The 4,933-nt window shown below is 65.2% G+C and carries 5 protein-coding genes; all 5 read left to right on the top strand.

The features are described 5' to 3' along the window. The first annotated feature begins 366 nt into the window (after positions 1-366). The 5 genes from Q4A20_RS14695 (at position 367) to Q4A20_RS14675 (ending at position 4,539) form a co-directional block, all read left to right on the top strand. Positions 367-1,491: a Gfo/Idh/MocA family protein gene (locus Q4A20_RS14695; RefSeq protein ID WP_303124117.1), complete on the top strand. Its 1,125-nt coding sequence runs from the start codon at positions 367-369 to the stop codon at positions 1,489-1,491. Positions 1,492-1,626: 135 nt separating this feature from the next. Further along, positions 1,627-2,643 carry a sugar phosphate isomerase/epimerase gene (locus Q4A20_RS14690; protein WP_303124116.1) on the top strand — a complete coding sequence of 339 codons (1,017 nt, stop codon included), beginning with the start codon at positions 1,627-1,629 and terminating at the stop codon, positions 2,641-2,643. A 1-nt stretch (position 2,644) separates the two neighbouring features. Further along, on the top strand, positions 2,645-3,037 hold the full coding sequence (locus Q4A20_RS14685) for a DUF6379 domain-containing protein (protein ID WP_303124115.1): 393 nt from the start codon (positions 2,645-2,647) through the stop codon (positions 3,035-3,037). A 63-nt stretch (positions 3,038-3,100) separates the two neighbouring features. After that, positions 3,101-3,523, top strand: coding sequence for a DUF6379 domain-containing protein (locus tag Q4A20_RS14680; protein WP_108968708.1), 423 nt, complete (start codon positions 3,101-3,103; stop codon positions 3,521-3,523). A gap of 14 nt (positions 3,524-3,537) precedes the next feature. Continuing rightward, positions 3,538-4,539 (top strand): sugar phosphate isomerase/epimerase, encoded by a 1,002-nt coding sequence (locus Q4A20_RS14675; protein ID WP_303124112.1) that lies wholly within the window; start codon positions 3,538-3,540, stop codon positions 4,537-4,539. Positions 4,540-4,933: the final 394 nt, after the last annotated feature.

Below are 4,933 nucleotides of genomic sequence, written 5' to 3'. Positions count from 1 at the left end.
ATACAACATCGTCCGCACCATCACCTACCTCACCGACCAAGCCGAAACCCAAAAAGGACACTAAAACACCCACCAAACACCGCCTGCTCGCATCCGCCGGTCAGTCGCCGGGCACCCGTAGGGTGCCCGGCAGGCCCAGGTGAGGCCACCGCCACCGCCACAACCATCCGACAACCACCTCCCCGCCGTCGGCGAGGGGAGCGGGACCGGCATTCGCGGCCACTTGTGCACGCACGGGGCGCAAGTGTGCGCCGAAAAGCTTGGGTTCAGCCTTTGCTGCCGAGTTGAATCAACCTGTGAGGCGGGACGCATCCCGCCGGGCCCAGCCAAAGCCGGCGGGCTCAACCCGAACACAGGAGTTCAGATATGAGCAAGAAGCTTCGCATCGGCATCGTGGGTCTGGGATTCATCGGAACCCAGAAGCACCTGGTAGGCCTGGCGCAGCACAAGGACAGGTGTGAGATCGTCGCCTTCTGCGACTTCGACATTGAGCGTGCCGAAGCCGGCAAGGCCGAGTGGGGCAACGAGGACGCCTACACCACCACCGATTACCAGGATCTGGTCGCCGACGACTCCATCGACGTCATCCACGTGTGCACCTGGAACGCCAACCACTGTGAGATAACCTGTGCCGCCCTGGAGGCCGGCAAGCACGTAATGGTGGAAAAGCCCATGGCCGTAACCGGCGAGGACGCCCGCAAGATGCGTGACACCGCCAAGCGCACCGGCAAGAAGCTGACCGTCGGCTTCCAGTACCGCCAGCGCGAGGAGTACCAGTTCCTCAAGGCCCTGGCCGACGAGGGCAAGTTCGGTGAGATCTATGCCGCCAAGGCCCACGCCACCCGCCGCCGCGGCGTGCCGATCTGGGGCGTGTTCACCGACAAGACCAAGCAGGGCGGTGGTCCGCTCATCGACCTGGGCGGCCACTCCATTGATGTTGCCCTATGGCTGATGAACAACTACGACGTCGCCTCCGTCACCGGCGTGGTCAACTACAAGCTGGCGGACAAGCCGCAGGGCAACATCGGTGGCGAGTGGGACCCGGCCACCTACGAGGTAGAGGACTCCGCCTTCGGGTTCGTCACCTTCAAGAACGGTGCCTCCCTGTTCGTCGAGGCCTCCTGGGCATTGAACATCAAGGCCGCCCGCGAGGGCTGCATCACGATCATGGGTACCGAGGCCGGTGCCGAGACCATCCAGGACCCGGCCGGCTCCGCCAACCTGATCGTCGACGTCAACTCCATTGAGGGCGGCAAGCAGGTCAACACCGGCTTCGGCGCGGGCGGTGCCTACTTCTCCGCCGGCGGCGTCGGGGGTGCTCAGAACGGCTTCGCCTACATGGGTGGCCTGGAGGCCGGCCTGTGGCTCGACGCCATCCTGAATGATACCGAGCCCTACGTGACCGCCGACCAGGCCGTCGTCGTCACCGAGATCCTCGACGGCATCTACGCCTCCGCGGCCCAGGGCGGCAAGCCCGTCTACTTCGACTGACTGCCCGACGACGTCGCCCGACGGCCAGCAACAGGTTCGGCCCCGGTCCCTGCCGCGGGGTCGGGGCCGGACCGCACGGCGGCCGACTCTCCCGGCCGCACCAACCGCAGTACGCACTCAGAGAGGAGCGCACAAATGACCTCGCCGATCAAACGCGGAGTCAGCCTGTACTCATATCAGCACGAATACGTTCACGGCACCATGGACCTCGAGGAATGTGTAGCCGCAGCCGCCAAGGAGGGTGCGCTGGGCATTGAGACCCTCGGCGAGCAGATGATCCCCGGCTTCCCCTTCCCCGGGCAGGCGGATCTGCCGGACTCCTTCTACTCCTGGTGGCAGGACCTCATGGCGAGGTACGACACCACGCCGACCGTCCACGACATGTTCCTGGACACCAAGCGCTACCACGGCCGCCTGCTCAACCACTCCGAGATGGTCGACTCCCTCAAACGGGACATCCGGCACACCGCCAAGCTCGGCGCCAAGGGCATCCGCATCATCGTCAACACCCCGCCCGAGGTCGTCGAGTCCGCCGCCCCCTACGCGCGCGACCACGGCGTGTGGATGGGCGTGGAGGTCCACTCCCCGTACTCCTTCGAGGACGACTGGATCAAGCGGCATCTGGAGGTCGCCGCGCGCGTGGGCTCCGACGTCGTCGGCTGCGTGCCGGACATGGGCATCTTCGTCCATAAGCTGCCGCGCGTCGTCGTCGACCGGGCCCTGCGCGACGGCGCTGACCCGGAGCTGGCCCGCGAGATCGCGGATACCTACAACTCCCACGGCGACACCCAGGCCCTATTCGACCGCCTGGAGCGGCAGGGCGCCGACGGCGTCACCCTGGACCTGGCCCGCAACGGCATCCACATGATCGCCCAACCCGTGGACTGCCTGCGCGACCACGCCGAGTTCATCAAGCACATCCACGCCAAGTTCTACGAAATGCATGAGGCGCCCGGCTTCGACTACTGGCACGAGTACTCCATTCCCTACCACGAGATCGTTCCCGTGCTGGAAGAGATCGGCTACGACGGCTACCTCTCCAGCGAGTACGAGGGGAACCGCCACATTGAGGACGCCGAACCCGTCGACTCCGTCACGCAGGTCGCCGCCCACCAGAACATGCTCAAGGCATTGATCGGGAAGGAGAACTGACATGTTCGACGAGATGATCATTCGCGAGGGAAGCGTCCGCAACGTCACAGGCCCCGACGGCGAGGCGGTGGGCTTCTCCTTCGAGGCCCACATCCCCTACTACCGCGGCCTGGGACTGTCCATGATCGAGACGCCCGAGGTCACGATCGACGGCGAGGCGGTGCCCGCGGAGGATCTGCGCTTCACCTACGACGGCGTGACCCGCACCTTCGCCGAGCTCGCCGACGTCTCGGACGTGCGCTGGGAGCTGCGCACCTTCGCGACCATCACCGTCCTGCGGCCCGGCGGCCTGACCCCCGGCGAGCACGACGTGCACGTGAACCTGCGCCTACGCGTGTCCTACCTGCCCTTCGTCTCCGAAAACCGTTTCACCCGGAAGGTCGCGGTGGCCTGAAACTGCGCCACCTCACTGCTGCCTCACTAGTTACCAAACTCGAACCAACCGAAGGACTCACCTATGCCCACCAAATTCATGAAGCTCGGCTTCGACGAGCAGGTGCTGCGCCGGCTCGCCAACGACTCCGACGGCTACGTCCTCGACGTCGGCCTCAACTACTATCGCGGCACCCCGATCTCCGCCGTCGAGCGGATGGAACTGAGCGTCGACGGCGAGCGGGTCGACGACGACCGCATCCTGGTGGAGATCAACGGCAAGTTCCTGCGCCTTAAGCAGGTGCCGCTGGCCTTCACCGAGTACTGGGGCGTCAAGACCCCGATCCGCCTGCACGTGACCGGCGAGCCGCTGGCGGCCGGGCCACACGACGTCGACTTCGTGTGCGAGGCACGCGTCGTCTACATGCAGTTCGCCCCCGGCGTCTATGGAATGTTCGACGCCTCCGCATCCGCCACCCTCACCGTGGCCGAGAACTCTGAGAACTGAGGAGCAAGACCACCATGGCAACGATCAACGGCATTGAACAGGGCATTTCCTGCTACAGCTACACCCAGGAGTTCATCGAGAACGACGACTGGAGCATTGACACGATCTTCGAGCACGTCGCCTCCAAGGGCGTCAGCAAGGTGGAGCTGGTCGGCGCCCAGACCTTCCAGCAGTACCCCACCCCGCGGCCCGAGGAGATCGACGCGGTACTCGCCGCCGGCGCGAAGCACGGCGTGGAGGTCTTCTCCTACGGCGGTTACGTGGACCTGGGACGCATCACGGGCTACCAGATGAGCCGGGAGGACATCCTCTCCGACATCCGTCTGGACATCATGACCGCCCGCAGCCTCGGCGCTAAGTATTTGCGCGCCACCGGCTTCGAGCCGGAACTCGCCCCCGCCGTCAACGACCTGGCCGAGCGCTACGGCGTGCAGATCGGCTTTGAGATCCACGCCCCGCACACCCCGGCCGACGCCACCACCCGCGGTTTCATGGAGGCGATCGGGAGGAACCGGCTCGAGTCCTTCGGATTGGTGCCCGACTTTGGCATGTTCATCGAGCGGCCCACCGAGATCGCCATCAACCGCTACGTGGGCCTGGGCGCCAAGCGGGAGACTCTCGACTGGATCATCGCCAACCGCCACAACGGCATGACCGAGGAGGAGATGCAGGAGCACGTCGCCAAGAACATGGGCGGCGGCGAGGGCGAGAAGGTCGCCATCTCCGAATGGTTCGGCTACCTTTCCTTTGCGCCGGCGGAACTCGACTCCTTCGCCGCGATGGTGCCGTATGTGAAGTATGTGCACGGCAAGTTCTACCACCTGGAACTCGACGCGGACGGCAAGGTCTTCGAGCCGACGATCCCGTATGAGAAGGCGCTGTCGATCCTCGCCGCGGGCGGCTTCCAGGGCGCCTTCATCTCCGAGTATGAGGGCCACGCCTTCTACCTCAACGACGCCGACGAGCAGCTGGACCGCCACCTGGCCCTCGGGAAGAGCATCCTCGAGACCCTGTGACGGACCGCCCCCGACAGGGGCGGGCGCCGGCTCGGTGAGCGGGGTAGCGGGAGGCAGGGCGGTGAAAGGGCGGGAGGAGAGGTGCGGTAGGCACAGCGGGGAGAGGAGCGGGCGCAGGTTGGCGGCATCAATGCCGCCCGTCGGCCACGCCCCCCTCTCGCCGAGGTCGGGTGATCTTACGTGCCGAGGTCGGTAGATCTTACGTGCCGAGGTCGGTTGAAAAGGACGGCTGTTCTCGCAATTGGGGCGGCGCAAATGATGTGGGAGCGGCCCGTCGGTTCTCCCTGAGACGCAAAGGAGCGTGTCATGAGTGAAGTGAAGGAACGGAAACAAGAGATGGAGTGCTGGGTGTTTTTTGGACTTTCGGTTGTTGTGTGTTTGTCAGGCTGCTTTC

Source organism: Actinomyces sp. (assembly GCF_030530635.1).
Taxonomy (GTDB): domain Bacteria; phylum Actinomycetota; class Actinomycetes; order Actinomycetales; family Actinomycetaceae; genus Actinomyces.
The sequence above is the reverse complement of the archived record's forward strand: the minus strand, read 5'-3'. Positions and strand labels throughout refer to the sequence as shown.

Excerpts from the sequence above, each read along its gene's own strand:
- Q4A20_RS14695 (WP_303124117.1), top strand. The coding sequence starts at position 367 with ATGAGCAAGAAGCTTCGCATCGGCATCGTGGGTCTGGGATTCATCGGA.
- Q4A20_RS14690 (WP_303124116.1), top strand. The coding sequence starts at position 1,627 with ATGACCTCGCCGATCAAACGCGGAGTCAGCCTGTACTCATATCAGCAC.
- Q4A20_RS14685 (WP_303124115.1), top strand. The coding sequence starts at position 2,645 with ATGTTCGACGAGATGATCATTCGCGAGGGAAGCGTCCGCAACGTCACA.
- Q4A20_RS14680 (WP_108968708.1), top strand. The coding sequence starts at position 3,101 with ATGCCCACCAAATTCATGAAGCTCGGCTTCGACGAGCAGGTGCTGCGC.
- Q4A20_RS14675 (WP_303124112.1), top strand. The coding sequence starts at position 3,538 with ATGGCAACGATCAACGGCATTGAACAGGGCATTTCCTGCTACAGCTAC.